Source organism: Deltaproteobacteria bacterium HGW-Deltaproteobacteria-4 (genome assembly GCA_002841765.1).
In the GTDB taxonomy this organism is placed as follows: Bacteria; Desulfobacterota; Desulfuromonadia; order Desulfuromonadales; family UBA2197; genus UBA2197.
In genome coordinates, this window is the sequence record PHAV01000008.1 from 83,886 (window position 1) to 110,154 (window position 26,269).

General features: G+C 57.3%; 19 protein-coding genes and 1 tRNA gene. 15 read left to right on the plus strand and 5 right to left on the minus strand.

All coding sequences use genetic code 11. The annotated features are described in order from the left end of the window. The first annotated feature begins 1,099 nt into the window (after positions 1 to 1,099). Positions 1,100 to 2,623 (plus strand): cell filamentation protein Fic, encoded by a 1,524-nt coding sequence (locus CVU69_07015; protein ID PKN12525.1) that lies wholly within the window; start codon positions 1,100 to 1,102, stop codon positions 2,621 to 2,623. A gap of 42 nt (positions 2,624 to 2,665) precedes the next feature. Here the strand turns inward: CVU69_07015 and CVU69_07020 are convergent. Both CVU69_07020 and CVU69_07025 read right to left on the minus strand, forming a co-directional pair. After that, a tRNA-Ser gene (locus CVU69_07020) sits at positions 2,666 to 2,753 on the minus strand. A gap of 4 nt (positions 2,754 to 2,757) precedes the next feature. After that, a complete protein-coding gene (locus tag CVU69_07025; GenBank protein PKN12526.1) occupies positions 2,758 to 4,032 on the minus strand; it encodes a serine--tRNA ligase in 1,275 nt (424 codons plus the stop codon). A 125-nt stretch (positions 4,033 to 4,157) separates the two neighbouring features. On the opposite strand from CVU69_07025, the gene CVU69_07030 reads away from it, so the two are divergent. After that, the gene (locus CVU69_07030) at positions 4,158 to 5,006 is read left to right on the plus strand and encodes a hypothetical protein (protein PKN12527.1); all 849 of its coding nucleotides are present in this window, start codon (positions 4,158 to 4,160) and stop codon (positions 5,004 to 5,006) included. A 56-nt stretch (positions 5,007 to 5,062) separates the two neighbouring features. On the opposite strand, the gene CVU69_07035 is transcribed toward CVU69_07030, so the two are convergent. Genes CVU69_07035 through CVU69_07045 form a run of 3 tightly spaced genes read right to left on the minus strand, consistent with a single transcriptional unit; the run spans position 5,063 to position 9,019 of the window. Further along, positions 5,063 to 6,976 (minus strand): cyclic nucleotide-binding protein, encoded by a 1,914-nt coding sequence (locus tag CVU69_07035; protein ID PKN12528.1) that lies wholly within the window; start codon positions 6,974 to 6,976, stop codon positions 5,063 to 5,065. A gap of 26 nt (positions 6,977 to 7,002) precedes the next feature. Continuing rightward, on the minus strand, positions 7,003 to 8,682 hold the full coding sequence (locus CVU69_07040) for a cation acetate symporter (GenBank protein PKN12529.1): 1,680 nt from the start codon (positions 8,680 to 8,682) through the stop codon (positions 7,003 to 7,005). Continuing rightward, on the minus strand, positions 8,672 to 9,019 hold the full coding sequence (locus CVU69_07045) for a DUF4212 domain-containing protein (GenBank protein ID PKN12530.1): 348 nt from the start codon (positions 9,017 to 9,019) through the stop codon (positions 8,672 to 8,674). Before CVU69_07045 ends, CVU69_07040 begins: the two co-directional genes overlap by 11 nt. Before the next feature lie 261 nt (positions 9,020 to 9,280). Here CVU69_07045 and CVU69_07050 point away from each other — a divergent pair, with 261 nt between their 5' ends. The 13 genes from CVU69_07050 to CVU69_07110 all read left to right on the plus strand — a co-directional run bounded on the left by CVU69_07050 (position 9,281) and on the right by CVU69_07110 (position 26,266). After that, positions 9,281 to 9,844, plus strand: coding sequence for a Cro/Cl family transcriptional regulator (locus CVU69_07050; protein PKN12531.1), 564 nt, complete (start codon positions 9,281 to 9,283; stop codon positions 9,842 to 9,844). A 174-nt stretch (positions 9,845 to 10,018) separates the two neighbouring features. Next, complete coding sequence (locus tag CVU69_07055) at positions 10,019 to 11,200, plus strand: ADP-forming succinate--CoA ligase subunit beta (GenBank protein PKN12532.1); 1,182 nt, start codon at positions 10,019 to 10,021, stop codon at positions 11,198 to 11,200. Further along, positions 11,197 to 12,069 (plus strand): succinate--CoA ligase subunit alpha, encoded by an 873-nt coding sequence (locus CVU69_07060; protein ID PKN12533.1) that lies wholly within the window; start codon positions 11,197 to 11,199, stop codon positions 12,067 to 12,069. The genes CVU69_07055 and CVU69_07060 overlap by 4 nt, the downstream gene beginning before the upstream one ends. A gap of 118 nt (positions 12,070 to 12,187) precedes the next feature. Beyond that, a complete protein-coding gene (locus CVU69_07065) occupies positions 12,188 to 12,364 on the plus strand; it encodes a CopG family transcriptional regulator (protein PKN12534.1) in 177 nt (58 codons plus the stop codon). An 18-nt stretch (positions 12,365 to 12,382) separates the two neighbouring features. Further along, positions 12,383 to 14,635, plus strand: coding sequence for an NADP-dependent malic enzyme (locus CVU69_07070; GenBank protein PKN12535.1), 2,253 nt, complete (start codon positions 12,383 to 12,385; stop codon positions 14,633 to 14,635). 109 nt (positions 14,636 to 14,744) lie between these two features. Next, entirely contained in the window at positions 14,745 to 18,320 is a 3,576-nt protein-coding gene (gene nifJ / locus CVU69_07075) for a pyruvate:ferredoxin (flavodoxin) oxidoreductase (GenBank protein ID PKN12536.1), read from the plus strand. Between the two features lie 204 nt (positions 18,321 to 18,524). Next, positions 18,525 to 19,946 (plus strand): ribonuclease HI, encoded by a 1,422-nt coding sequence (locus CVU69_07080; GenBank protein PKN12537.1) that lies wholly within the window; start codon positions 18,525 to 18,527, stop codon positions 19,944 to 19,946. 20 nt (positions 19,947 to 19,966) lie between these two features. Next, entirely contained in the window at positions 19,967 to 20,482 is a 516-nt protein-coding gene (locus CVU69_07085) for a GNAT family N-acetyltransferase (protein ID PKN12538.1), read from the plus strand. A gap of 201 nt (positions 20,483 to 20,683) precedes the next feature. After that, positions 20,684 to 23,056 carry a hypothetical protein gene (locus CVU69_07090; protein PKN12539.1) on the plus strand — a complete coding sequence of 791 codons (2,373 nt, stop codon included), beginning with the start codon at positions 20,684 to 20,686 and terminating at the stop codon, positions 23,054 to 23,056. 246 nt (positions 23,057 to 23,302) lie between these two features. Further along, on the plus strand, positions 23,303 to 23,806 hold the full coding sequence (locus tag CVU69_07095) for a sulfurtransferase (GenBank protein ID PKN12540.1): 504 nt from the start codon (positions 23,303 to 23,305) through the stop codon (positions 23,804 to 23,806). A 62-nt stretch (positions 23,807 to 23,868) separates the two neighbouring features. Beyond that, complete coding sequence (locus CVU69_07100; GenBank protein ID PKN12541.1) at positions 23,869 to 24,324, plus strand: hypothetical protein; 456 nt, start codon at positions 23,869 to 23,871, stop codon at positions 24,322 to 24,324. A 57-nt stretch (positions 24,325 to 24,381) separates the two neighbouring features. Further along, complete coding sequence (locus CVU69_07105; protein ID PKN12542.1) at positions 24,382 to 24,858, plus strand: hypothetical protein; 477 nt, start codon at positions 24,382 to 24,384, stop codon at positions 24,856 to 24,858. 112 nt (positions 24,859 to 24,970) lie between these two features. Continuing rightward, positions 24,971 to 26,266, plus strand: coding sequence for a 3-hydroxyacyl-ACP dehydratase (locus CVU69_07110; GenBank protein PKN12543.1), 1,296 nt, complete (start codon positions 24,971 to 24,973; stop codon positions 26,264 to 26,266). Positions 26,267 to 26,269 lie beyond the last annotated feature (3 nt).

Sequence of the window (26,269 nt, forward strand, 5' to 3'; positions counted from 1 at the left end):
ATCTCACGGGGCTAAAGCGAAGGGCTTTGACGTTAATTGTCCGTAAGGACGCCACAAAAGGCGTTCCTCCAAACCTCTGTCCCTGACCTTCCCCGGATCCCTTAAGAGATTGTGTGGATAAAAGTGGGGTGGGTCACAATTCGACACCGATATGGACTATGAATGGGTCAAACTTTTTTCTGGTTAACACATGTGAACGGACAAAACAGGCTACGAACCTGGCGGCGACTCCCCCGGAATGGCGCCAAGCACGAGACCGACAATACAACCAAGCAAGGCCCCTGACCAGGGGCCGGCCAGCGCGCCTCACGTCCCGCCCGCGCACTGCCCCAGATAACCGAGGCCGGCGCCGGCAACCGCGCCTATCCCGGAAAAGATGAAAATTTTCAGTAGTTTATGCATGATAGTTACTCCTTTTAAAAAAGAAACAAGTCAAGCCACCCCACGCCGGCCATTGCCGTGTCGTGACGGTTCGTCTACCATCAATCCGACCCCATTGATCGAAACCTGGAAACTTGGGTCGGACCAGCTTAACCCTCTTTACAAGCTGTCCGCAACCTCTTCCCCCAAATGAAATTAGGGACATCCCCATATTTTTGGTTATTTTTCAATGCCGATTGACACGAGCCTAGAACTTTACCTGAATTCGTCAAAAGTCTTTACCCATCACTAGTGATCAATTGCCAAATCGCCAAAGCCCTTGCCACCAACCCGCGAAACTCCTTGCCGGCACCGATCAAAACCTAACGTTGCAGACATCAACAAGAAAACGCCGTCACAATCGGCAAACTAACCACCGATCACAACGACGTCGTAAAAATTATCCTCTTTCTGCCTCTTTGCTCCAACTAATCGCCTACCCTCCGCTGATCCCCACATGGCATAAATGACACGACAGATTCACCTTAATCCGCTCTCATTGTCAATCAATAATTTACCAAAATAGATTACTGCATTCGATCAGTCCTCGTGACCTTGATCTGTTCCTCGCAATCGCACAATAGTCTAAGAATAGCAACACATGATAATCTATAATTGACTAACCATAAAAATCTATATATCATCGTTCATAATAATCGATAAATGAAAAGGACTCCTCATGAAACAGACACCTGCGCAGCGCTATCTCGCCGAAGCACTCATCGCATTAAAAAAATTGCAGGACAGCAAAAAGGCTGTGATCAAATCAAGCGACCTGAGTAGGAAGCATCGCGAGAGCCTTGTCTCGAATGGATTCCTGCGGCCAATTATTAAGGGTTGGTATATGCCATCGAAGCCTGGCGAAAGTTCAGGTGACAGCACCTCATGGTTCGCCGCAATAAAAGACTTTGTTACTGGATATTGCAATGAGCGGTTTGGCGAACAATGGCACATGTCGGCAGATTATTCGGTCCTTTTGCATGCAAGGACAACGCTTACACCAAAACAAATGATCGTTCACTCTCCCCTTGGCAAGAATGGCATGCTGAGTCTGCCTAATGGCTGTTCCGTTATTGACTATAAGGTTAAGGAGCTTCCGCCAGGGGATAAAATTGAAATTATCGATGGCATAAGATCTCTCAGTCTGCCGCTAGCGCTCATCCGCGTACCAGAATCGTTTTACGTCAATTTTTCCCAAGATGCGCAAATTGCATTACACCAACTCAGAGATGCGTCAGATCTCAATCGAGAACTCCTGGCTGGCAATCACAGCGTTGTCGCCGGACGTCTTGCCGGTGCCTTAAGAGCATCCGGCCGTAAAAATTTAGCGAATGACGTGATCGCAACGATGCGCTCCGCCGGATATCAAGTCATCGAGACAAACCCCTTTAGCGCCGAACCTAAACCAATGCAATTTAATCGCGTGCAGTCGCCCTACGTCCTGCGCATGCGCCTAATGTGGAACGCGATGAGAGAAGACGTCATATCTTATTTTCCTCCAGAGCCTGGCATTCCGACCGACATTGACAGGTTCATGAACGCCGTCGAAGAAAGCTATAAATCCGATGCGTACCACTCTCTCTCGATTGAGGGGTATCGTGTCACTGCGGAACTTATTGAAAAAGTTGCATCTGGTGACTGGAGCCCCGATCAAAACGCATCAGATGCTGATGCGAAAAACGCTTTGTCGGCGCATGGGTACTGGCTGGCACATAATGAAGTGCAGACAACGATAAGAGATATCTTGGCAGGAAAGAACCCCGGTGCCGCTTTTCGTGACGACCACGGTTCCTGGTATCGGCATCTCTTTGCTCCGAATGTTGATGCCGGCTTCCTGAAGCCAGCAGATCTGGCAGGATACAGGGCTGACAAAGTATTCATTCGCAATGCGTCGCATGTACCACCGTCACAAGAAGCGGTGCGCGACATGATGCCAGAACTCTGTTCCCTGTTAGAGGCTGAACCAAGCGCGGCCGTACGCGCAGTTCTTGGTCACTTTTTGTTTGTATTCATCCACCCGTACTTTGATGGGAACGGCCGACTGGGCCGTTTTCTCATGAATGCCATGCTGGCGTCAGGTGGATTCCACTGGACTATCATTCGAATCGAACATCGAGATGAATACATGACGGCGCTGGAGTCTGCCAGCTCGGGTAATGATATAAAACCTTTTGCAGCGTTCATTGCTAAATCAATTAGGTAAAAGAAAAGGCCTAGCCATTATTGACTAAGCCTTTTCTTTTACTGGAGGAGAAGGTGGGATTCGAACCCACGGTACCTCTCGGTACGACGGTTTTCAAGACCGTTGCCTTAAACCACTCGGCCACTTCTCCTTGCTTAACTTTTGGTGATCCGCTCCAGCCCGCCCATGTAGGGACGGAGGGCCGCAGGAATGGTCAGGGACCCGTCGGCTTCCTGATAATTTTCGAGAACAGCGACGAGAGTACGGCCGACCGCTAATCCCGAGCCGTTGATGGTATGAACAAATTCCGGCTTGACGCCTTCTTCGCGCCGGAAACGAATATTAGCACGCCGCGCCTGAAAGTCACGGAAATTGGAACAGGAGGAGATTTCTCGATAAGTTTCCTGGCCGGGGAGCCAGACTTCGAGATCAAAGGTGCGTGCCGCCGAAAAACCGATATCGGCAGTGCAAAGATCGACAATCCGGTAAGGGAGATTCAGCCCCTGCAGCACGGCCTCGGCATCAGCGAGGAGGGAGGCAAGTTCGGCGTCCGACTCCTCGGGACGGACGAATTTGACCAACTCCACCTTGTTGAACTGATGCTGGCGAATCAGACCGCGGGTATCTTTACCGTAGGAGCCGGCCTCCTTGCGAAAACAGGGAGTATGAGCCACGTAACGAATCGGCAGCTCGTCACCGGAAAGGATTTCATCGCGATGGAGATTGGTCACCGGGACTTCAGCCGTGGGGATCAGGAAGAAGTCGGGATCATCGAAGTGAAAAAGATCCGCTTCAAATTTCGGCAGCTGGCCGGTGCCGGTCATCGTTTCGCGATTGACAATATAGGGGGGGAGGATCTCGGTGTAGCCGTGCCGCTCGGTGTGCAGATCGAGCATATAGGTAGCTAGCGCCCGCTCCAGACGCGCTCCGGCGCCGCGCAGCACCGAAAAACGGGTTCCGGCGATCTTGGTGGCACGTTCGAAATCGAGGATCCCGAGCTCTTCGCCGACTTCCCAGTGCGGTTTCGCTTGAAAAGAGAAAGTACGCGGCGTGCCGACCCGGTTAATTTCACAGTTCTGCTCTTCGCAGTGACCGACCGGTGTTGCTTCATGCGGCAGGTTGGGGATTGTCAGCATCAACGTTTCGAGGGCCGCCTCAACTTCACGCAGTTCGTCATCGAGGACTTTGATGGAGTTGGAGACCTCCTTCGAGCGGGCGATCTCCCCCTGCACGGCACTCTTGTCCTTGCTTTGGCCGATCAGGGCCGAGACCCGATTCTTTTCAGCCTTGAGGGTTTCAGACTCGCCGAGGAGTTCACGACGGCGCAGATCGAGACCGCGAAAAGCGGAGAGATTGACCGCAGCACCGCGGGTGGCAAGGCGCGCTTCGGCCTGATCAAGATTTTCACGGAGATATTTTAGATCGAGCATCAAAGGATCCTGAGGTCGGGCTGATGAAGTCGCTTTTTTATCACTTGTGAGCTGGGAGGTCAACCGTGTAATCGTTCCCCGCTCTGGAGGATTGACAGAAAAACCGATCCGGTTTATCAAGATTCATGACCATTCCTCCCTCCGTACAATCAGCACTCTTCTACAGCGGCCAGGCCCTCGTGGTCAGCGCTGAACAGCTGCTGCTCCTCTTCGGCCCGATCCTGCTTATCGCCGCGGCGATGCACCTTTTGGCGGCGACGATTCGTGTCCGCGCCGCAAAGCTCATGGGCGAGAAGGTTCATATCTGGCTGACCGCTCCGGGGACAGTGGTGCATGAACTCGGCCACGCCCTCTTCTGCGTCCTCTTCGGCCACAAAATCCGCGACATATCTCTCTTTCGTCCCCGCGCTAACGGTGTCCTCGGCTATGTCAAACACAGCTGGAACCGGAAAAATCTTTACCACAATATCGGCAACTTCTTTATCGGTAGCGGCCCGATCTGGCTTGGTTCGGCGCTGATCGTTCTCGTCTCCTTCGCCCTCTTCGGCACCGAACTCTGGCAACCGTTGCGCGCCATCCACTCCGTACCGACCGACTTTGTCACCTGGCGCGGCCAACTCCGCCTCGGCAGCGAGTTCTGGCAGGCGCTCCTCGCCCTCTTCGCGCAGATCCACGTTGCCCGTCTCTATAACGACTGGCATTTCTATCTCGGCCTCTACCTCCTCTTCTGCATCGGCAGCCATGTCACCCTCAGCTCCGCCGATCTGCAAGGCGCCGGCTCCGGACTTGTCACCCTGACCATCCTCGTCTTCGTCTTTAACCTCGCCACCCTCTGGCTCGGCAACTTCGCCCTTGCTGCCTGTCTCAACATCGCCCACTTCGGCGCGCTCCTCACGGTTCTGCTCCTCTTTGCCCTCACCCTCAATCTGGCGGTTGCCGGACTCTTGATCCTGTTGACCTGTTTTTCACGCTGAACCGACCACCCCCCAGCCCCCTCCTTAACAAAGGAGGGGGCTGGGGGGTGGTGGATTCAAAAAGCGCTGCGCGAAAAGTGCCGGCGGGTGGCGTCCTGCAGCTTACTGACCGCTTGCAACGCTTCCTTGAGGAGTTCCCGTTCCGGCTTGGCCAGACTCAGGGGATTGAGATAAGAAGAGGGATACTGGCCGACATCGACCTGGGCCAGTTCATTGCGCAGGCGCAGATAACTCAGGGCTTCAAAGGCCGCGCGCACATGTTCGGCGGTCTCGTTATCGAAGACATTCAGCCCTTCCAGACCGCTCAACCGGTCGAGGGTGCGGGTCACCGGCAGCCGCCGCTCCAGGGCAAAGATGCGAATGCAATCGACCAGATAGATCAGCCCGCCTTGCTTGATCGAAATCTCGCCCTGATGCTCGCCGCTCTTCTCCAGGACAAAGCCCCCAAGGAGACTCAAGGGGACCTTGTGCCGAAGATCGAGGGTCATCATCTGATACAAAAACCCCTCGAAGGACTCGATCTCACTGGCAATGGCGACGCGCAGATCATGGGCGAGGTCAACTTCACCATACAGGGGGAGAAAGTCGAAAAAAATAGAGGAAGAGCGAATCTTCATCGGCTCGGGATCGTTCACCCAATCCTGAATCCGGCGCCTCCAGGTGCGGAGTGTGCCGCGCCAGGGCGGGTTACTCGCCATCACCCCCCCTTCGCAGAGGGGATAGCCGACCGCCAGGAGATTCTCGGTCAGTGCAGTACCGAAGCGGGCAAAGAACTCCTCGGCGGCGCGGGCCGTGGCTCCGGCCGGGAGATCTTCCCAGATCAAGCCGTGATCCTGATCCGGGGCGAGGAGCATCTCGCGCCGTCCCGCGCTCCCCATGACCAGCAGCGACCAACGCACTGCCGGCGGCTCCTCCCCGTTTGCCGCCAACTGCGCCAGGGTCAATTCGCAAGTGCGGCGAATGATGCCGTGATGGATATAAGTCAGGACTTCCAGAATCTCCGGCGTACCGCGATGTTCGGCCAGGAAGGAGCGGACCAGCGTGGGGAGACTGTTGCGAATCAGCGCCAGACCAGCCAGGCTCGCTTCTTCCCGGACATTGCCCAAAAGGAGCATCTCCTTCTGGCTACGATAATGCAAGAGATCGCGTGGCGTGACGATGCCGGCCAGTTCGCCATCGGTGACGACGAAGAGCGCCTTGAGACGGCGGCTCTGCATCAGGGCCATCGCTTCAAACATATAGGCGTTGGGCGGCAAAAGAGCGGGGACGGCCTGCATGAGATCGCCGGCTGTGCATTGCCGCGGGTCTTGCTGCTCAACCAGAAAATGGTTGACCAGCTCCCGTTCACTGACTAATCCGACCGGACGATTCTGCGCATCGACGACGGCCAGCAGCCCGAAGCCGTGTGTTGCCAAAAGCGGCGCGATCTCCAGGGCCGGCAGCGTCATCGGCACACTGAACACCGGGGTGGTCATAATCTCGGAGAGGCGCTTCTTGAAGGGATAGGCTTCGAGTTGCGCTGGTCTCCCTTGCGTCGGCGTGGTCACAATCTGGCTGTAAAGCTGGCGGATACGGGACAGGACGATGCGGGTAAAGTAGGCGCCGACGCGGGGATGCCGCGCCGCCACCGCCTTCAAAGTCGCTGCGGGGATCAACCAGCATTCGGTGCGCAGAGCTGCCCGGGCCCCGCCGGTGTAGGTCTCGCCGCTGAAGATCGGTGTTCCGCCGAAGAACTGTCCTTCTTTGCGGTAGTCAACGACCATATCGCCGCCACCGGGAGAATTGACGACGATCTCGACCAGTCCGCTGCGAATGACATAAAGCCAGCCGGTCGGGGGGTCCTTCTGGTGAAAAATAAAGGTCCCGGCCGGATAGACCTCGCTGCGGGCAGTGCTCGCCAGCTCGCTAAAACCCTCTTCCGACAGGCGGTCAAAGGGTTCGGTTTCGCGTAGATGTTTTTTCAGGGGCATGGTCTGGGCCTTTGGCGGAAGTAGATTCAATCGATCCTGGCAGCACTGACCCGTTCCGGCAGACGATGCAGACGACGCAGGATGCTGTCACTGTGATCGAGACAGGCCTCGCTCACCTTATCACTGGTCAAGCGCGACACGACAATATTGATGAGCAGCGCCAGCGGGGTAATGACTAACGCGGACGAGGTGGCACTGAGCAGCCCCCCTTCGGCAAAGAGGGGGATGCGGGCCATCCAGCCAACCATAGCGACCAAAGTCATGCTCAGCCCCCAGATCATGCCGGCCAAGGCTCCATAACGGTTGGAGCCGCTGTCCCAGATCGCCAGAACCAGAGCCGGGAAGATCGTCGCACCGGCAACAGCAAAGGCCATGGCGACAATCTGGGCAATCAGCGCCGGCGGATTAAGGGCGACGACGACAACGAAAATACAGACGACGACGGTAAAGACCCGGCCGATAATCAACTGTTCCTTCTCCGAACAGCCGGGGTGGAGGACGGTACTGTACCAATCGTGGGCCACCGCCGAAGCCGCCGCCATGAGCAGGGCCGCTACCGTCGAAATCCCTGCGGCCAGGGCACCGGCGGCGAGATAACCGAGGAAGATCGGGCCGAGTTGCGCCTGTTCCGGGGCGGAAAGGATGATCATATCCGCCACCGCCTGGCCGCCGAGGGGATTCCAGTAGCGACCGATCACCGCATAGACCGGCGATGCCCAGTAAAGGAGGCCGATAAAGAGAAGGCCCCAAACGACCGACGAACGGGCGACACTTTCATTCTGGACGGTATAGAAACGGACAAGAATATGCGGCAACCCGGCAGTGCCGACCATCAGGGTAAAGACCAGGGCAAGAAAGGAATAGATATCACCGCCGCTCCCCCATGGGAGGAAGAGACGACGCAACCCTTCCAGCTCTTCGCCGAGGAGCTGGCCGCCGGCGGTCGGGCTGACCTTCCCCTCCATCAGCCCGGAAAGGATCGAACCGTATTCAAGGGGAGGAAAGAGGCCGCTGCCACCGGCGTTGCGGATCAGGAACCACAAGGGGACAGCAAAAGCGGTGATCAGGATGACGTACTGTAGCTGCTGGTTGCGGGTGACGCCGGTCATCCCCGAGAAGAGGAGGTAGACCAGGGTAATGCCGGCGGCAAAGAAGACACTGTGCTTGTACTCGATGCCGAAGACCCAGCCGCAGACCAGTCCCATCCCCTTGAACTGCGCCACGGCGTAGGTGACAGCGATAATAATCGTGACAGTGGCCGTGACCAGTCGGACACCGTGTGAGTCGTAACGATCACCGAGAAATTCGGCAATGGTGAACTTACCGAAGCGACGCAGCGGGGCGGCGAAGAGACAGAGGAGAAGGACATAGCCGCCGGTCCAGCCGAGGATATAACCGAGGCCGAACCAGCCGCGCAGATAAAGGAGACCGGCCACCCCCATGAAGGACGCCGCCGACATCCAGTCAGAAGCAATCGCCGCGCCATTGCCGATCGGGCCGATTCCCCGCCCGGCCACCCAGTAGTCAGAGGGGGAGGTGGCCCGGCTCAGCAGGCCGATGAGGAGATAAAGGACAAAAGTGCCGAGAACAATCAGAGCCGGGATCAACTTGAAGCTGTAGCTGACACTGAAGTCTTCCGGACCGACGGCGGCAAAGAGGGTGGTCGGCAGCAGCAGGACGCTGGCGGTTAGGAGCTTAAACATCATCCCCTCCTTGCCCGGAATTTGCATGCCATGGCGGTGCGATCTTGCGCAGGGCCCGCGCCAGCAGCTCCGTATAAAGCTTGCAAAGGAGGACAAAGGCGATCGTCCCCCCCTGAGCAACCAGCCAGTAATGCAGCGGGAAGCCCCCGAAAATTCGCGTTCGGGTCAGCCAGGAAGCACCGAAGCCCTGCGGATCGCCGAGGCCGCAGAGCCAGATGATGAGAGGGAGGCCAAAGGCGATCAGGGCCCAGAGGAGAAGGACGATGCGGATGATGGCAACCTCTTGGCGCAATCGCTCCCCTTCGGGACGAAACAGATTGATTGTGACCCGTTCGGACATGACAACAGCCTTTAGAAAAATGATGGAAAAGTGTGGGCATCTTAAGGGAGGGGAGGTGCAAAATCAAGACGATGTTCCGACGCATTAACTATAATCTTCTCCTGAACGGGTATAAATTACCATATTTCATTTTAGATAAATAACATTTACCAAAAATAAATATATCATTGACATTTATTTTAAATAAATTGTATTTATCATTGGTAAATAAAAATCACCTCGCCACCTGGCCCGTTCGTCAAGTCAAAAGGAACCTCCCGCATGGTTGATTACAATATCGGCGCCAAAATCAAAGAGTTACGCCGGGCGAAGAAGTTAACCCTTCAGGCTGTCGCCAATGAAACCGGCTTCTCCACGGCCCTGATCTCACAGATTGAAAATAACAACATCTCCCCGCCAATCGCCACCCTCTCCCGACTCGCTGATTATTTTGGCGTCAAGATCGGGATTTTTTTCAGTGAAAACGAAGAGGAATGCCGTTTCGATCTCGTCCGCCGCAACGAGCGGACGATCATCCCCCGGGTGGTGGCGCAGGACGGCACCAATCACGGCTACTTTTATGAATCTCTGTCCCGGCGCAAATACAACAAGAAGATGGAGCCCTTTATCCTCACCCTCAACGAAAAGGTCATGGATACCAGCACCTACAGCCATGACGGCGAGGAGTTCCTGTTTATCATGCAGGGGACGGCCGAACTCCTCCTTGACGAGCAGTGCCTCGTTTTGAATGAAGGGGATGGCGTTTATTTCGATGCCAAACTCAAGCACCGGCTCCTTTCCAGGGATGGCGAAGAAGTGAAAGTCATGGCCGTGGTCATGCGCTAGACCCCTTACCACCCCTAACCCCTCCTTAACAAAGGAGGGGGACTATAAGCTTTAAGCGCGCCTCCTTTGTTAAGGAGGGGCTGGGGGTGATCGATTTTCGTGCCGATAACAACCCCGACTGGCCACACATCCATGACCAGATATCAGCATCAACCTTTACCCAAGGAGCTGTAAATGAACATTCATGAGTACCAGGCCAAAGCAATTCTGCGTAAATTTGGCGTCCCGGTCCCGGACGGTCACGTCTGTTACAATGGCGCCAGCGCCCGCGAATGGGCCAAGCGCCTTGGTGAAGGGCCGTGGGTGGTCAAGGCCCAGATCCATGCCGGCGGCCGCGGCAAAGGGGGGGGCGTCAAACTCGCCCGCAGCGCCGATGAAGTCCGCGATACCGCCCGCGCCATGCTCGGCATGACCCTGCGCACCCACCAGACCGGTCCGGAAGGGAAGGTCGTCACCCGTGTCCTCGTCGAGAACGGCTGCAATATCGCCAGCGAACTCTACGTCAGCTTACTGGTCGATCGCGCCACCTCCAAGGTGACGGTCATGGCTTCGACCGAAGGGGGGATGGATATTGAAGAGGTCGCCGCCAAAACGCCGGAGAAGATCTTCAGCGAAGCGATCGACCCGCTGGTCGGCCTCACCGGCTTTCAGTGCCGCAAGATCGCCTTCAATCTCGGTCTCACCGGCAAGCTCGTCAATAAAGCCGTCACGGTCCTGCAAGGGCTCTACAACACCTTTATCGGCTGCGACTGTTCGATGCTGGAGATCAACCCGCTGGTGATCACCGCCGAAAGGAACCTCCTCGCGCTCGACGCCAAATTCGGCTTTGACGACAACGCCATCTTCCGCCACCTCCAGATCGGCGACATGCGCGATTACGACGAAGAAGATCCCAACGAGATCGAAGCGTCGCAACACGACCTTTCCTACATCTCCCTCACCGGCAATATCGGCTGCTTGGTCAACGGCGCCGGCCTGGCGATGGCGACCATGGACATCATCAAACATTACGGCGGCGATCCTGCCAACTTCCTCGACGTCGGGGGGGGAGCGACCATCGAACGCGTCACCGAGGCTTTCAAGATCATCCTTTCCGACAGCAACGTCAAAGGGATCCTCGTCAACATCTTCGGCGGCATCATGAAGTGCGACATTATCGCCACCGGCGTCATCGAAGCCGCCAAGATCGTTTCGCTTCAGGTCCCCCTCGTCGTCCGGCTTGAGGGGACCAATGTCGAGATCGGCAAAAAGATGCTGGCCGAGAGCGGGCTGAATATCGTCGCCGCCGACGGCATGGCCGATGCTGCGAAGAAGATCGTAGCGGCGGTTGCGGCCGCCGAAGGGAGTATCCAATGAGTATTCTGATCGATAGAAACACCAAAGTTATCACCCAGGGGATCACCGGCGCCACCGGCCTCTTTCATGCCCAGGGCGCCAGAGACTACGGCACGCAGATGGTCGGCGGCGTCACCCCCGGCAAGGGAGGCAGCTCCATCGACGGTTTTCCGGTCTACGATACGGTCAAGGAAGCGATGGAACAGACCGGCGCCACCGCCAGTGTCATCTATGTTCCGCCCCCTTTTGCGGCGGATTCAATCATGGAAGCGGTCGATGCCGGGATCGATCTGATCTGCTGCATCACCGAGGGGATTCCGGTCCTCGATATGGTCAAGGTCAAGCACTACATGAAGGGGAAGAAGAGTCGCCTCGTCGGCCCCAACTGCCCCGGTGTCATTACCCCCGGCCAGTGCAAGATCGGCATCATGCCCGGATACATCCACAAACCCGGCAAGGTCGGGGTCGTCTCCCGTTCCGGCACCCTCACCTACGAAGCGGTCTGGCAGCTCACCTGCCTGGGGCTCGGTCAATCGACCTGCGTCGGCATCGGCGGTGATCCGGTCAACGGCACCAACCATCTCGATGTGTTGCGCCTCTTCGAAGCCGATCCCGAGACCGAAGCAGTGATTATGATCGGCGAGATCGGTGGCACCTCGGAAGAAGAGGGGGCCTACTTTGTTCGCGAACACATGACCAAACCGGTCGCCGCCTACATCGCCGGCGTGACCGCCCCCCCCGGCAAGCGCATGGGGCATGCCGGCGCCATCATTTCCGGCGGCAAAGGGACGGCCACCGAGAAGGTGGCGATTCTCCGCGAATGCGGCATCAGTGTCGCTGACAGCCCGGCCGAGATGGCGCAGGCACTTTTGAAGATCTACAAGCCTTAAAATGTATGGCATTTATTGATTGCTGTAGGGGCAATTCATGAATTGCCCAGAGACCAGGGCGGTTCGTGAACCGCCCCTACGATTCATGATATTTGTTCATGCCGTGAGATCGTTTCCGATGAAAAAAGAGAAGAAAAAACCCCGCAAGGACCACATCATCTCCACCCGGATCAGCGGTGACGAACTGCAGCGTCTGGAGATGAAGTCGCGCAGCAGCAACAAGAGTATTTCCGATTTGCTGCGCGAAGCTTTGCACGCCATCGCCCCGCCCGAAACCAGCTACCCCAACAGCTAAAAGAGCGAAGGAAAGATTATGAGCAATAAATTAGGAGCCCTCGAATATCACTCCATGGGGCGCAAAGGAAAGATTCAGGTTACCTCGACCAAACCGTGCCAGACCGCGGAAGACCTCTCCCTCGCCTATTCCCCCGGCGTTGCCGAGCCCTGCCTGGCGATCGAGAAAAATCCGGATGATGCTTATCTCTACACCGCCAAGGGGAACCTGGTGGCGGTCGTCTCCAACGGCACCGCCGTTCTCGGCCTCGGCAATCTCGGGGCGCTGGCGAGCAAGCCGGTCATGGAGGGGAAAGGGATCCTCTTCAAACGTTTTGCCGACATCGATGTCTTCGATATCGAACTCAAGACCGAAGATCCGGACGAAATCATCAAGGCCTGCCAGCTCCTGGAACCGACCTTCGGCGGCATCAACCTCGAAGACATCAAGGCTCCCGAGTGCTTCTACATCGAGGAGGAACTCAAGAAGACCATGAACATCCCGGTCTTCCACGATGACCAGCACGGCACCGCCATCATCTCCTCGGCAGCGCTGCTCAATGCCCTCTTCCTCGTCGGCAAGAAGATCGAGGATATCCGCATCGTCGTCAACGGCGCCGGCGCCTCGGCCAACTCCTGCGCCAAGCTCGCCATCGCCCTTGGTGTCCAGCCGAACAACATGATTATGTGCGATACCAAAGGGGTCATCTACAAAGGGCGGGTCGAAGGGATGAACCCCTACAAGGAACTCTTTGCCGCCGAGACCCATTTCCGCACCCTGGAAGAAGCGGCTAACGGCGCCGATGTCCTCTTCGGCCTCTCTGCCAAAGGGGCCTTCACCCAGGAGATGGTCGCCAGCCTCGCGCCGAATCCGATCATCTTCGCCATGGCCAACCCCGACCCGGAGATTACCCCGGAAGATGCTCAAGCGGTCCGCCCTGACGTGATGATCGCTACCGGCCGCTCTGACTACCCCAATCAGGTCAATAACGTCCTCGGCTTTCCCTTCATCTTCCGCGGCGCCCTCGACGTGCGTGCCACCTGCATCAATGAAGAGATGAAGCTGGCTGCCGTCCACGCCCTCGCCAGACTCGCCCGCGAGGAGTGTCCCGACTCGGTCTGCAAGGCCTACGGTAACCAGAAATTCTCCTTCGGTCCCAACTACATCATCCCCAAACCTTTCGATCCCCGCGTCCTCCTGCATGTTGCTCCGGCGATTGCCCAAGCGGCGATGGAGACCGGTGTCGCCCGCCAGCCGATTGCCGATATGGCCAAATATATCGAGCATCTCGAATCGACCCAGGGCCGGTCAAAAGAGATCATGCGCATGATCATCAACAAGGCTAAGAGCGACCCCCGCAAGATCGTCTTCCCGGAAGGGGATAACGAAAAGATCCTCCGCGCCGCCCAGACCCTGATCGAGGAAGGGATTGCCCATCCGATCCTCATCGGCAATGCGCAAATCATCCGCTCAAAATTGGCCGAGCTCAACATCGACCTCAACATCCCGATCATCGATCCGGCGACTTCGGATTTGACCGACGGCTATGCAGAGGAACTCTATGCCCTGCGCCAGCGCAAGGGATTGACCATCTCCGAATGTCAGCGCATCCTCCGCCGCAAATCGCGGGTTCATTTTGCTTCGATGATGGTGCGCATGGGTGATGCCGACTCCCTCCTCGGCGGCATCGACACCCACTACCCGGAGACGATCAGGCCGGCACTGGAGGTCATTCGCAAGAAGGAAGGGCTCTCCAGCGTCCACGGCCTCTACATGATGGTCTTCGAGAAGGGGGGAGCCTATTTCCTCGCCGACACCACCGTCACCATCGACCCGACCGCGGAAGAGCTGGCAGAGACGGCGATCCTGGCGGCGGCCAAAGTCCGCATGCTCGATATCGAGCCGCGCGTTGCCATGCTCTCCTTCTCCAACTTTGGTTCCGTCGATCACGTCCAGACCAAGAAGATCAAACGGGCGGTGGAGATCGTCAAAGCGCAGGCGCCGGAGCTGATCATTGAAGGGGAGATGCAGGCCGACACCGCTGTCGTCCAGGAGCTCCTCAGCGACTTCACCTTCTCCAAGCTCAAGCAGACCGCCAACGTGCTGATCTTCCCCGACCTCAACTCCGGGAACATCTGCTACAAGCTCCTCCATCACCTCGGCGGCGCTGAAGCGGTCGGACCGATCCTGATGGGCATGAACAAACCGGTGCATGTCCTGCAGCGCGGCGACAGCGTCGAGGACATCGTCAAGATGGCAGCGATTGCCGTCGTTGATGTGCAGAATCTTTAAAGCGGATAAAACTGTAGGGGCGGTTCACGAACCGCCCTTGCGTTTGACCGATCCAAAATCGGGCGGTTCATGAACCGCCCCTACCAAATATTCGGACAGGAGCCTCATAGTGAACAGAAACATGGTAACGATCGACGGCAACACCGCCGCCGCCCATGTGGCACATGCCACCAACGAAGTCATCGCCATCTACCCGATCACCCCGTCGTCCGTAATGGGGGAGATCTCCGATATCAAGAGCGCCGCCGGTGAGAAGAACATCTGGGGGACGATCCCCCTGGTCTCTGAACTCCAATCCGAAGGCGGCGCCGCCGGCACCGTGCATGGCGCTCTGCAGGCCGGCGCCCTGACCACCACCTTTACCGCCAGCCAAGGTCTGTTGTTGATGATCCCCAACATGTACAAGATCGCCGGTGAACTCACCTCAACGGTCTTCCATGTCTCGGCCCGCGCCCTGGCCACCCAGGCCCTCTCCATCTTCGGCGACCACTCCGACGTCATGTCCTGCCGTTCCACCGGCTGGGCAATGCTCTGCTCCAACAACGTCCAGGAAGTCATGGACTTCGCCCTGATTGCCCAGGCCGCGACGCTGCGCAGCCGCATCCCCTTCCTGCACTTCTTCGACGGCTTCCGCACCTCGCACGAAGTCCAGAAGGTCGAGGAACTGACCTTTGCCGACATGCGGGCGATGATCGATGACCAATTGGTCAACGCCCACCGGGCGCGCGGCCTTTCCCCGGACCGCCCGGTGATGCGCGGCACCGCCCAGAATCCAGATGTCTACTTCCAGGGGCGTGAGACCGTCAACCAGTTCTATCCGGCCTGTGTCGACATTGTTGCGGAAGAGATGGCGAAGTTTGCCAAACTCACCGGCCGCAGCTATGGCCTCGTCGACTACGTCGGTGATGTCGATGCCGAACGCATCGTTGTGGTCATGGGCTCCGGCGCCGACACCGTGCAGGAGACCGTCCACAGCCTCATCGCCAAGGGGGAGAAGGTCGGCGTCGTCAAGATTCACCTTTACCGCCCCTTCCCGCTGGCCGCCTTTATCAAGGCCCTGCCCAAGACCGTCAAGAGCATCGCCGTCCTCGACCGCACCAAAGAGCCCGGTGCCCTCGGCGAACCGTTGTACATGGATGTGCGCACTGCTATCGGCGAAGCCATGTCGGACGGCACTTGCAAGATCGATGGATATCCGATCATCGTCGGCGGCCGCTACGGCCTCGGCTCCAAGGAGTTCACTCCGGCTATGGCCAAAGCGGTCTTCGACAACCTCAAGACCGTGCAGCCGAAGAAGAACTTTGTTGTCGGCATCAACGATGATGTCATGAATTCCAGTCTCGACTTCGATCCTTCCTTCCGTACCGCGATGGCCGGAACCTACGAAGCGATGTTCTACGGCCTCGGTTCCGACGGCACGGTCGGCGCCAACAAGAACACCATCAAGATCATCGGCGAAACCACCGACAACAATGCCCAGGCCTACTTTGTCTACGACTCCAAGAAGGCCGGCACCATCACCACCTCGCACCTGCGCTTCGGCAAGAATGCCATCAATGCCCCCTACCTCATCGACAACGCCGACTTCATCGCCTGTCACAACTTCACTTTTTTGGAGAAGTACGACATGGTCAGCAAAGCCAAACAGGGCGGTACCTTCCTCCTTTGTTCTCCCTTTACCGCGGATGAAGTCTGGGACAAGATGCCGATCGAAGTGCAGCAGCAGATCATCGCCAAGAAGCTCAAGTTCTACGTCATCGACGCTATCAAGCTCGGTGAAGAGTTGGGACTCGGCGCCCGCATCAACGTCATCATGCAGACCGCTTTCTTCAAGATCTCCGGGATAATCCCCCTGAAGCAGGCGATCAGCGAGATCAAGGACGCGATCAAAAAGAGTTACGGCAAGGCTGGCGACAAAGTCGTGGCGATGAACAACGCCGCTGTCGACGAAGCGTTGAAGAATATCTACGAAGTTGTGGTGCCGACCACGGCGATGAGCGTTATCACCATGCCGCCGGCCGTCGCCAAAAATGCCCCGCAGTTCGTCCAGGAGGTCACCGGCAAGATTATCGCCGGCTTCGGCGACGACCTGCCGGTCTCGAAGATGCCGATCGACGGCACCTTCCCCACCGCGACCTCGCAGTACGAAAAGCGTAACATTGCCGTCGATATCCCGGTCTGGGACGAAACCCTGTGTATCCAGTGCGCGATCTGCTCCTTTGTCTGCCCGCATGCTACCATCCGCATGAAGGCCTACGACGGCAGTCTACTCAAAGACGCTCCGGCCACCTTCAAGTCGACGGACTGCAAGCTCCCGGAATTCAAAGGACTGAAGTACACCCTGCAGGTCGCGCCCGAAGACTGCACCGGTTGCGGCGCCTGCGTCCATAACTGTCCGGCCAAGAGCAAGGATGATCCGAGCCACAAAGCGATCAACATGCAGTTCCAGCAGCCGCTGCGGGCCACGGAAGCAGCCAACTTTGACTTCTTCCTCGGGCTCCCCGACGTCGATCCGACCGCGGTCAAACTCGACACCCTGCGTGGCAGCCAGCTGGTGCGGCCGATCTTTGAATTCTCCGGCGCCTGTGCCGGCTGCGGTGAAACGCCCTACCTCAAGCTCCTTTCCCAGCTCTTCGGCGACCGCATGCTCGTCGCCAACGCCACCGGCTGCACCTCGATCTACGGCGGCAACCTGCCGACCACCCCCTGGGCACAACGCGCCGACGGCCGCGGACCAGCGTGGTCGAACTCCCTCTTCGAGGACAACGCCGAATTCGGTTTCGGCATGCGCCTGGCGGTCGACAAGTTCACCGAATCGGCCCGCGAGCTCCTTACTGGACTGGTCAACAGTTGTGCCTGCCCTTCCTGCGCCGCCATCTTGCCGGTGATGCAGGAGATTCTTGATGCGGATCAGTCCGACCAATGTGGCATCGAAGCACAGCGCCAGCGCGTCGCCACCTTGAAAGCCGCTCTCAAAGGCTGCAACGAACCGGCAGCGGTTCAACTCCTCCCCCTCACCGATTACCTGGTCAAGAAGTCGGTGTGGTGTGTCGGCGGCGACGGCTGGGCTTATGACATCGGCTACGGCGGCCTCGACCATGTCATCGCTTCAGGCAAGAACGTCAACATCCTCGTCCTCGACACCGAGGTCTACTCCAACACCGGCGGCCAGGCCTCGAAGTCAACGCCGATCGGTGCTGTCGCCCAGTTCGCCGCCGGTGGCAAGATCATGGCCAAGAAGGACCTCGGGATGATGGCGATGTCCTACGGCTACGTCTATGTTGCCAACGTCTCCCTTTCCAACCCCGGCCAGGTGGTCAAGGCCTTTATTGAAGCCGAAGCTTATGACGGCCCCTCGATCATTATCGCCTACGCCCACTGCATCGCCCACGGCATCAACATGACCACCGCCGTCGACGAGCAGAAGAAGGTTGTCTCCTCCGGCTACTGGCCCCTGTACCGCTACAACCCGACCCTCGCTGCCGAAGGGAAGAACCCCCTGCAGCTCGACAGCAAGGCACCGACCACCTCCTTCGAGGACTTTGCTTACGGCGAGAATCGCTACAAAGTACTGAAAAAGATGAACCCCGAGGTGGCCGCCGAGCTGATGAAGAAGGCGAGCGCCTGGACGACCAACCGCTTCGAGTACTACCAGAAGCTGGCGGCGCTGAAGTACGAAAAGTAGATTGCAGGTAGGGGCACCCCTTGTGGGTGCCCGCTTTCGATCGTGAACCGGGCGGGCACGAGACCCGCCCCTACCATAACCATAAAAAGTCCTGAGCAAAAAGATGCCCGACCCGGTGTTTTCAACCGCGTCGGGCGTTTTCTTTTTACGGAATCTTTCAGATGTGCAATTCTACCCCACAAAATAACCTCTCAGGAGAACCTGTTGAAATCGTCACCCCAACTCTATCTACTCGATGGCTCCAGTTACATCTACCGCGCCTATTTTGGTATCCGTGAGCTCGCCACCAGCGGCGGCATGCCGACCAATGCGATCCTCGGCTTCACCAAGCTGCTCCTTGATCTCCTCCAGGAGCATCGCCCCGATTATCTCGCCGTCGTCCTTGATGGCCCGCGCGAGGAGACTTTCCGCCGCGCCCTTTATCCTGCCTACAAGGCGCAGCGTGACGCCGTCCCGGCGGATCTCATCCCCCAGCTCCCTTACATCCGCCAAATTCTCGCGGCCCTCAACATCCCGACCCTGGAAGCGCCCGGCTTTGAGGCCGATGACGTCATTGCCACCCTCGCCCGCACCTATGCCGCCGATGGGATCGATGTCACGATCGTCACCGGCGACAAGGATCTCCTGCAGATTGTCAGCGACCGGATCAGCCTTCTCGACACCATGAAGGGGAAGCGTTCCGGATTGCCGGAGGTCCGCGACCGTTTCGGCGTTCCCCCCGAACTGGTCGCAGATGTCCTCGGCCTGGCCGGCGACACCTCCGACAATATCCCCGGCGTCCCCGGCATCGGCGAGAAGACCGCCATCGGTCTGGTGCAGCGCTTCGGTTCCCTGGAAGAGGTCCTCAAGTGGAAGAGCCTGGTCGGCAGCAAGAAGCGTCGCGAGGCTTTGTCAGCCTACGAAGAGCAGGCACGGCTTTCGAAACTCCTCGCCACGGTCCGTTATGACGTCCCGCTGGAGATCCCCCTGACCGGGTTGACACGGCAGACGCCGTACCTCCCCGAGCTCATCGCCCTCCTGCGCGAGCTGGAATTCAGCGCTCTCGAACTCGCCTTCACCCCGCCGCCAGCCGGGATCGTCGAGATCTACAGTGACGGCTCGGGGCGGGATTCCGGGCCAGGGGGCTACGGAGCGATCCTGCGCTTCGGCGACGCAGAGAAGGAGCTGAGCGGCTTCGAGCCGAGTACCACCTCGCAGCGCATGGAGTTGATCGCGGCGATCCGCGGCCTCGAAGCGCTGAACGGTCGCAAGCGGGTGCGGCTTTACAGCGATTCGCAGTATCTGGTGCGGGGGATGAGCGAATGGCTGGCGGGCTGGGTGCGCAGCGGCCGCCTCGAGACTCCCGACGCCCTCGCCAATCAGGATCTTTGGCAGCAACTGGCGGCCCTCGCTGCCAGGCATCAGGTCCACTGGGAATGGGTACGCGGCCATGCCGGCCACCCCTTTAATGAGCGCTGCGACAAGCTGGCGAAGCGGGCGGCGGAAGCGGGGATCCAGGAAACAGCAGCCGGCGCGCGCGAGGAAATTGTTCCTTTGCCGCCCGCTCCGGTCTATCATGCGCCAGTGGCAATCCGGCTCGACTCGGAATTCCCTACTGATGCGGACGGCCAGCTTCAGCTCTGCTAACCACGACAAGGATACGAACGATGAAAATCCAGAGATTAACCGCAGAGAACCGCCCCCGGGTCTACGCGCTGCTGCGCCTCGCCTTTCCCGAGAGCGAATACGAAGCGAGTTTGATGGAGAATCTCCACAAAAACGGCAAGACCGTGCATGAGTGGGTTTCGGTGCACCGCAACAAGATCATCGCCTACATTGCCTTTACCCCCGCCTATCACGGCAAGAACGCCTGCGGCCTGCACTTGGCGCCAATGGCGGTCACCCCCGAATTTCAACAGCAGGGAGTGGGCAGCGAACTCCTCCGCTTTGCTCTGCGGCAGGAGGAGATCAGCAGCCAGCCCCTCTTTGTCCTCGGCGAACCCGGTTATTACAAAAAATTTGGTTTTGAGCCCTGTACGCAACCGATCTGCCCCTTTGACAAGAACAATGCCCACTTCCTGAGCCTGCGCAATGGCGCCGCCACGCCCTTCACGGTCGGCTATGAAGCGGAGTTCATGACCGTGGGGAAACCGGCACGCCCCAAGGGGAAGAAGCGGCGTTAAAACTGTCACTCCCCGGGCATCCGCCTCCTTACGGACCTGTCCTCTTTTTGTTTCAGTGGCTGCATTCATCCCCACAGGAATACGCGGTCTTTTCCCGGGGAACCGCAGTTATCTAATTATTTTTCCAGTTATTTTAAAGATTGACAAAGTGACGTATTGAGGGATTATAATTAGCCGCTCTTACCCCCCAGGAGGCCCCCGATGTTTAGCCACATCCGAATCCGGACCAAGATCCTTCTGCCTCTTCTCTGTTTGTCCCTGATCCCACTCATCTTAACGATGTTTGTCATCTCCCGGCTCAGCCAGAATCAAATCGAGAAATCGATGCAGATGCGCAAAACTGATATCAGCAATTTCGTCGAGCGTAACACCACCTACACCCAATCAGAAAAGTTCAACTATCTCCGATCAATCGCCCAGAATGCCGGGTTGGTGAACGACCTCGCTGCGGTCGCTTCCGGGGGAGAGATGGCAGCACTCACCGCCAGACTGGAAACGTTGCGTCACGACTATCGTTTCGACACCCTTGAATTGCTGACTCCGGCCGGCGATCAGCTGTCGATTGCCACCAGAGACGAGCCCCCCCTCATGCGTTCCGGGAAGGAACATCCGGTCATTCGTTCGAGTCTGGATGACGACCCTTACTATGAGGTTGATCTTTTCGACGGCCAGCTTTCGATCGTCACCGCTTATCCGGTTCGTTCCGCTGACAGCATCATCGGCCACGTGGTCGGTATCAGTCGCTTCAATGAGCGCTTCGCCAACATTGTCAAGTCAGGGAGCGGTGCTCAGATTGCCTTTGTGCATGAAGACGAGATCATCGCCACGACCCATCCGGACCTCAGCAACTTTGATCTCGGAGAACTCCGTCAGGGAAAGACCCTGGAAATAGAGCTCGAAGGGATCAGTTATATTGCCTACTTCAAAGCGATCCAGCACTCCGGCAGCGGGATGATCATCGCCTTTGACCAGTCGGAACTTCTCGCCGCCAGTGCCGCCACGCGCAAACTCCTGTTGTGGCTGACGCTCGGCGTCGGCGTCATCGCAGTTGCTATCGGGCTGGTCCTCGTCGCCAAAATGACCCGGCCCCTCAACCAGATGGTGGATAATTTCAGGGAGATTGCCGCCGGGGACGGGGATTTGACACGGGTGATTCCAGTTCAATCCCAGGACGAAATCGGTGAACTGGCAGAAAACTTCAATAAATTCGTGGGACGCTTACGTGAAATGGTGCGGCGCACGCGCGATGCCTCAACCGACCTGACCGAAGCGACCGAACGGCTGCGTCACGCTTCTTGCGAGGTCAATGCCGGAGCCGTGCAGCAATCGCAGTCGCTGGAGGAATCATACCACGCCGTTCTGGCGATCGAAGACTCGATTTCGGGGATCGCCGAGAGTACCGGTTCGCTGGTTGAAGCTGCCGAGGAGAGTTCTTCGGCGACCCTCGAACTCGGCGCGACCATCGAGGAGATCGCCAGTCAGATGGAGAGGCTCTTTTCCACTGTCGAGGACGTCTCCAGTTCGATCAGCGAGATGTCGGTCTCCAGCCAGCAGATCGCCGAGAATGTCGAAATCCTCGCTTCCTCGACAGACGTGACCGCTTCCGCGATCACCGAGCTCGATGCTTCGATCAAAGAGATCGAAGAGAACGCCGGGAAGACCAGTCGTCTCTCCGAAGAAGCGACGGTCGATGCCCAGAAAGGGAAGGAAGCGGTCGACGAAACGATTCAGGGGATTATCGCTATCCGCGAATCGGTCGACAAGGCGAGCCTGGTCATCCAGGATCTTGGCAACAAGTCCAGCGCCATCGGCAAGATCCTCACCGTCATCGACGAAGTCGCCGACCAGACCAGCCTCCTCTCCCTCAATGCCGCGATCATCGCCGCCCAGGCTGGCGAGCACGGCAAGGGCTTTGCGGTGGTCGCCAACGAGATCCGCGAACTGGCTGAGCGCACCGCGGTCTCGACCCGTGAAATCGGCGCGATCATCACCAATCTCCAGGATGGCACCCGTGATGCGGTCCGGGCGATGGCCGCCGGAAGCGAGCGCGTCCACCTTGAAGTCGAGCGCTCCAAGAGCGCCGGTGATGCCCTCGACAAGATTCGCACCAGCACCATGATGGCGCGGGAGCAGGTCTCCGGCATTGTTCGCGCCACCCAGGAACAGTCCCGCGGCAGCCGCCAGATCACCAACTCGATCAACCAGGTCTCTTCGATGCTCGAACAGATCGCTGCGGCAATCAAGCAGCAGAGCGAAGGAATTCGTCAGGTTGCCCGTGCTTCCGAGTCAATGAAGGAGGTCGCGGCGCAAGGGAAACTGTCGACCGGCGAACAGACCAAGGGGAGCCGTCAGATCAGTCTGAGTATGGAGCGGATTCGCTCGATGATCGAGCGGATTGACGAAGCGACCCGCGAACAGACACAGCGCACCAGTCAGATGGTGGAAACCTTCTCCAGCGTACGAGAGATCTCCGTTGCCACGGCGGCACGCACCACCGAACTCGATCAGGTCGTGGAGATTCTGACGAAACAGACCGCCGCGCTCGAAGAAGAGGTCGGCGCCTTCAAGGCCTGAGCCAAAAAGCGGGAGACAGTGGAGGAACAAGCTGTTTTCAGTAGGTTAGCGATTGATAAAAAGCCGTCCGGGAAGATTTCCCGGACGGCTTTTTCTTTTCTGGAGAAAGAAGAGGAAACACAAAGAAGTTCTAATCAGATATTTAAAAAAACGATCGAAATCATTAAAACTATCGAAATTACTCATTTGACATTAATCTTTTCTTTTACTACCATCGCCCGCAATTAACTCAACAGGAGGAAGAAAATGAAATCATTCGTTGTGCTCACGGTTACGGCCATCATGTCCCTTGCCTTTGCCGGTTGTGCGGCAGTCCCGGGAACCTCGTCCAAAGGGTTGGAAATCCCCATTGAAAAGGCGGCAGTGAAATTTGTGACTGACGTGAAAGACGGGGGCTATAACATTGTCAGCACCGACGAATTAAAAAAATGGCTTGCTGAGGGCAAGGAAATAACCATCATCAGCGCCCTTACAGCTGATGATGACAAGCAGATTGGCACCCTCCCCGGCGCCATCAACGGTGTCATGCCGAAGTCGGAAAAAGACCTGACCCCGTCCGACAAGGAGAACCTGCTGAAAGTGGCCGGAGTCGACAAAGAAAAGCCGATCGTTATCTATTGCGGCTTTGTTGCCTGCAGAAGAAGCCATCTTGGCGCTAAAGTCCTTGTTGAAAACGGCTTCAAGAATGTCTACCGCTATCCCGGCGGAACAACCGCCTGGCAGGAAGCCGGCCTGCCCCTGACAAAATAATCGCGTCATTTTACCGGATAAACGGGCCGGCCACTGCGGCTGGCCCGTTTAATTGTGGGCCAATGAGATTTCAAAAATCACTCCTGAGCATTCTTCTTTTGAGCCTTTTTTTAACGGGATGCCTGGGCAAGCAGGGCGTAGTTAACAAATTGAACGGGCAATTAAATGTCTTTGGTGTTGAGCTTTTTAGCGATGTTGACTATCGACAGATCCATGGCGTTGCCGCAACTGAGGAGCCCTGCCTCAAAGGCTACGAGCGGAGCTTTGATGCCCTGGACGTCAGCATTGGCTACGGCTTTGACAAAACCATACGAAAAATCACCACACGAAATGCCAGCACCAGCCTTTTTGGCATAACGCCAGGAATACCTTATCAAGAAGGCAAGGAGAAGATCCTGCAGGCCGGTTTCCGTGAAGATGTCCCTCCCTTCAAATACAAAGCAAACGGCTATACGCTCAAATTTCTGGTTGATGGCAACGCAACCATCTTTGGCCTGACCCTTGAAAGCATTGACTGAGGTTTATACTGACACTTACCGCCGACCACCTACCGCTCATGATCAAAGGAGCGAAAAATGATAGTCATCCATCGGACTGATCGCTTCGATCGCTGTCTTGACGAGTTGCGGCAAGGGGGTGGTGAAGCAGTCATAGCCGTCGAGAAGGCGGAACAGTTCATTCGGGATATTTCCCGGGACAATTCGTCCCGTCTAGAACAGCGCTGGAAGACCAAAAACGGAGAGGCGCGGATCGAGGGCTGCCGAAAATTCTGTATTGGCCGGCGTTATCGGCTGATCTGCATCAAGCAGGGGCAGAAGATACTCCTCCTCCATGCCGGCACCCACGACGACTGTGACCGCTGGCTCGAAAGGAACCGGGGGGCGTCATTTGCGATGGAGGGAATGATGGCAATTGTTCCCTCCGCGCCGGAAACCGCCACAAACGTTGCTGCCGACGATGATTTTCCGGAGGACAGAATGACAGAGGATGACCACGAAGAGCTCTCACAAAAGGAATTGCGGATCATCTTCCGGGGGTTGTGCAGCAGGTAGGGTGTTCATCGCCGCTTATTTTGCGCGGCAAAGCCCCGTGCCGGCTGGCTCTCACCTTGGGCAGGAAACTTCCAAACAAATAACGGCAAACCAACCGATCAAGGAGAGACAAATGGAGACAGAACAATTTGCGGTAAAATCGGACCCGGAACTCTGGGCCCGGCTGAACATGGATGTCGAACGGTTCAAAAACATGCCGTCGATGTTGACCCAGGCGTACACCAGTATTTTTTTGAGCCAGAAAAACCGCCCTGACGGGATGACCTACTTCAATGACTGCATGGTCAATATCCATACCGGTCGTATCGATGAACTGATGGCGGCCAAGGATGCGGGGAAGCCGGTTATCGGCACCTTCTGCGTCTATGTGCCGGAAGAACTGGTGGTTGCGGCCGGCGGGGTCTGCGTCGGCCTGTGCGGCGGCGCCCAGGGCTCCATTGCTGACGCGGAGAAGATTCTTCCGCGCAATATCTGCCCGATGGTCAAGTCAGCCTTTGGCTTCAAGGTCGGCCGCATCTGCCCCTATTTTCAAGTCGTCGATTTCGTTTACGGCGAGACCACCTGCGATGCCAAAAAGAAGACATGGGAACTTCTGAACGATTATGTGCCGACCCACGTCATGGAGATTCCCCAGAAAAAAGGGCCACGCGACAGAGTTCTCTGGCTGGAGGAGGTCAAGGACTTCAAGACTGCGGTCGAGAAGGTTACCGGCAACGCAACCGGCCTTGACGAGATTGCCGGCGCCATCAAGCTGATCAACGCCAAACGCCGCGCCCTGCAGCGACTCAACAATCTCCGCCATCACAATCCTGCCCCGATCAGCGGTCTGGACATGCTCCTGATCGAGCAGATCGCCTTTTACGATGAACCGGGCCGCTTCGCCGGGAAGGTCAACGAACTGTGTGACGAACTGGAGAAGCGGATCAGCAGTGGTGTGGCCGTCGCCCCGGCTGCGACCCCGCGCATCATGGTTTCCGGCACCCCCATGGCGCTCCCCAACTGGAAGCTGCACAACATCATCGAGAAGTCCGGCGCCATTGTTGTCAACGAAGAGAGCTGTATCGGCACCCGCTACTACAAGGATCTGATCGATGAGTCGTCGACAACGGTCGAACAACAACTGGAGCACCTCACCGACCGCTATATGCAGATCGACTGCTCCTGCTTCACCCCCAACGATGAACGGATGACCCAGGTGGTCAAGGAATACCGGGAGTCCGGAGCACAGGGGATTATCGATTACTGCCTGCAGTTCTGCCATACCTATAATATCGAGGCGGTGAAGCTGCGCCAGATCTGCGAAAAGGAGGGGATTCCCTTTCTGGCCATTGAGTCGGATTACTCCCCCGAGGATGTGGGGCAACTCCAGACCCGGGTCGAGGCCTTCATCGAACAGATTCAGGGGTAACAA

Bases quoted from the DNA above. Each gene is read 5' to 3' on its own strand.
- CVU69_07030 (PKN12527.1), top strand. From the start codon at position 4,158: ATGACCATTCCTCCCTCCGTACAATCAGCACTCTTCTACAGCGGCCAG.
- CVU69_07035 (PKN12528.1), bottom strand. From the start codon at position 6,976: ATGCCCCTGAAAAAACATCTACGCGAAACCGAACCCTTTGACCGCCTG.
- CVU69_07100 (PKN12541.1), top strand. From the start codon at position 23,869: ATGAGATTTCAAAAATCACTCCTGAGCATTCTTCTTTTGAGCCTTTTT.
- CVU69_07090 (PKN12539.1), top strand. From the start codon at position 20,684: ATGTTTAGCCACATCCGAATCCGGACCAAGATCCTTCTGCCTCTTCTC.
- CVU69_07015 (PKN12525.1), top strand. From the start codon at position 1,100: ATGAAACAGACACCTGCGCAGCGCTATCTCGCCGAAGCACTCATCGCA.
- CVU69_07110 (PKN12543.1), top strand. From the start codon at position 24,971: ATGGAGACAGAACAATTTGCGGTAAAATCGGACCCGGAACTCTGGGCC.
- CVU69_07025 (PKN12526.1), bottom strand. From the start codon at position 4,032: ATGCTCGATCTAAAATATCTCCGTGAAAATCTTGATCAGGCCGAAGCG.
- CVU69_07065 (PKN12534.1), top strand. From the start codon at position 12,188: ATGAAAAAAGAGAAGAAAAAACCCCGCAAGGACCACATCATCTCCACC.
- CVU69_07070 (PKN12535.1), top strand. From the start codon at position 12,383: ATGAGCAATAAATTAGGAGCCCTCGAATATCACTCCATGGGGCGCAAA.
- CVU69_07055 (PKN12532.1), top strand. From the start codon at position 10,019: ATGAACATTCATGAGTACCAGGCCAAAGCAATTCTGCGTAAATTTGGC.
- CVU69_07085 (PKN12538.1), top strand. From the start codon at position 19,967: ATGAAAATCCAGAGATTAACCGCAGAGAACCGCCCCCGGGTCTACGCG.
- CVU69_07105 (PKN12542.1), top strand. From the start codon at position 24,382: ATGATAGTCATCCATCGGACTGATCGCTTCGATCGCTGTCTTGACGAG.
- CVU69_07050 (PKN12531.1), top strand. From the start codon at position 9,281: ATGGTTGATTACAATATCGGCGCCAAAATCAAAGAGTTACGCCGGGCG.
- CVU69_07045 (PKN12530.1), bottom strand. From the start codon at position 9,019: ATGTCCGAACGGGTCACAATCAATCTGTTTCGTCCCGAAGGGGAGCGA.
- CVU69_07060 (PKN12533.1), top strand. From the start codon at position 11,197: ATGAGTATTCTGATCGATAGAAACACCAAAGTTATCACCCAGGGGATC.
- CVU69_07040 (PKN12529.1), bottom strand. From the start codon at position 8,682: ATGATGTTTAAGCTCCTAACCGCCAGCGTCCTGCTGCTGCCGACCACC.
- CVU69_07095 (PKN12540.1), top strand. From the start codon at position 23,303: ATGAAATCATTCGTTGTGCTCACGGTTACGGCCATCATGTCCCTTGCC.